This window comes from Desulfocucumis palustris (genome assembly GCF_002933875.1).
Taxonomy (GTDB): Bacteria; Bacillota; Desulfotomaculia; order Desulfotomaculales; family Desulfocucumaceae; genus Desulfocucumis; species Desulfocucumis palustris.
Genome location: NZ_BFAV01000068.1, coordinates 1 through 429, shown reverse-complemented (window position 1 = coordinate 429; position 429 = coordinate 1). Strand labels below are relative to the sequence as shown.

Genomic DNA, 429 nt, shown 5'->3' with positions numbered 1-429 from the left:
AATTCATTTTTATAGTATACTCTTTCCAGGGAGGGAGGGGTATGCCTTGCCAAAAGTGAAATACCATGTCCGTCTTTCTGAGAGTGAACGAAAAACCCTGCTCAAGATGGTTTCGAAGGGTTCCTCCTCAGCCAAATCCATCATGCACGCCAATGTGCTACTGGCTGCTGATGAAAACGGTGGGGGCGGTAGAAAGAGCCAGGCAGAAATCGCACAGCTCTTTAATGTTCACCCGCAAACGGTTCATACTGTTCGGCGACTGTATTCTGAAAAAGGGCTACAGGCTGCGCTTGACAGAAAGAAGCGCAGGACGCCGCCCGTTGCGCCCAAGATTACCGGCGAGGTAGAGGCTAAGATAATTGCACTTAGTTGCAGTTCTCCGCCGCCTGGACGATCCAGATGGTCATTAAGGTTGTTGGCCGATAAGGC

The 429-nt window shown here is 50.6% G+C and carries 1 protein-coding gene; it reads left to right on the top strand.

Features of this window, described 5'->3' with window-relative positions; all coding sequences use genetic code 11:
• Positions 1-55: 55 nt before the first annotated feature.
• Positions 56-429 (top strand): helix-turn-helix domain-containing protein (locus DCCM_RS05045; protein WP_231702665.1); only part of this gene is annotated, 374 nt, incomplete at its 3' end.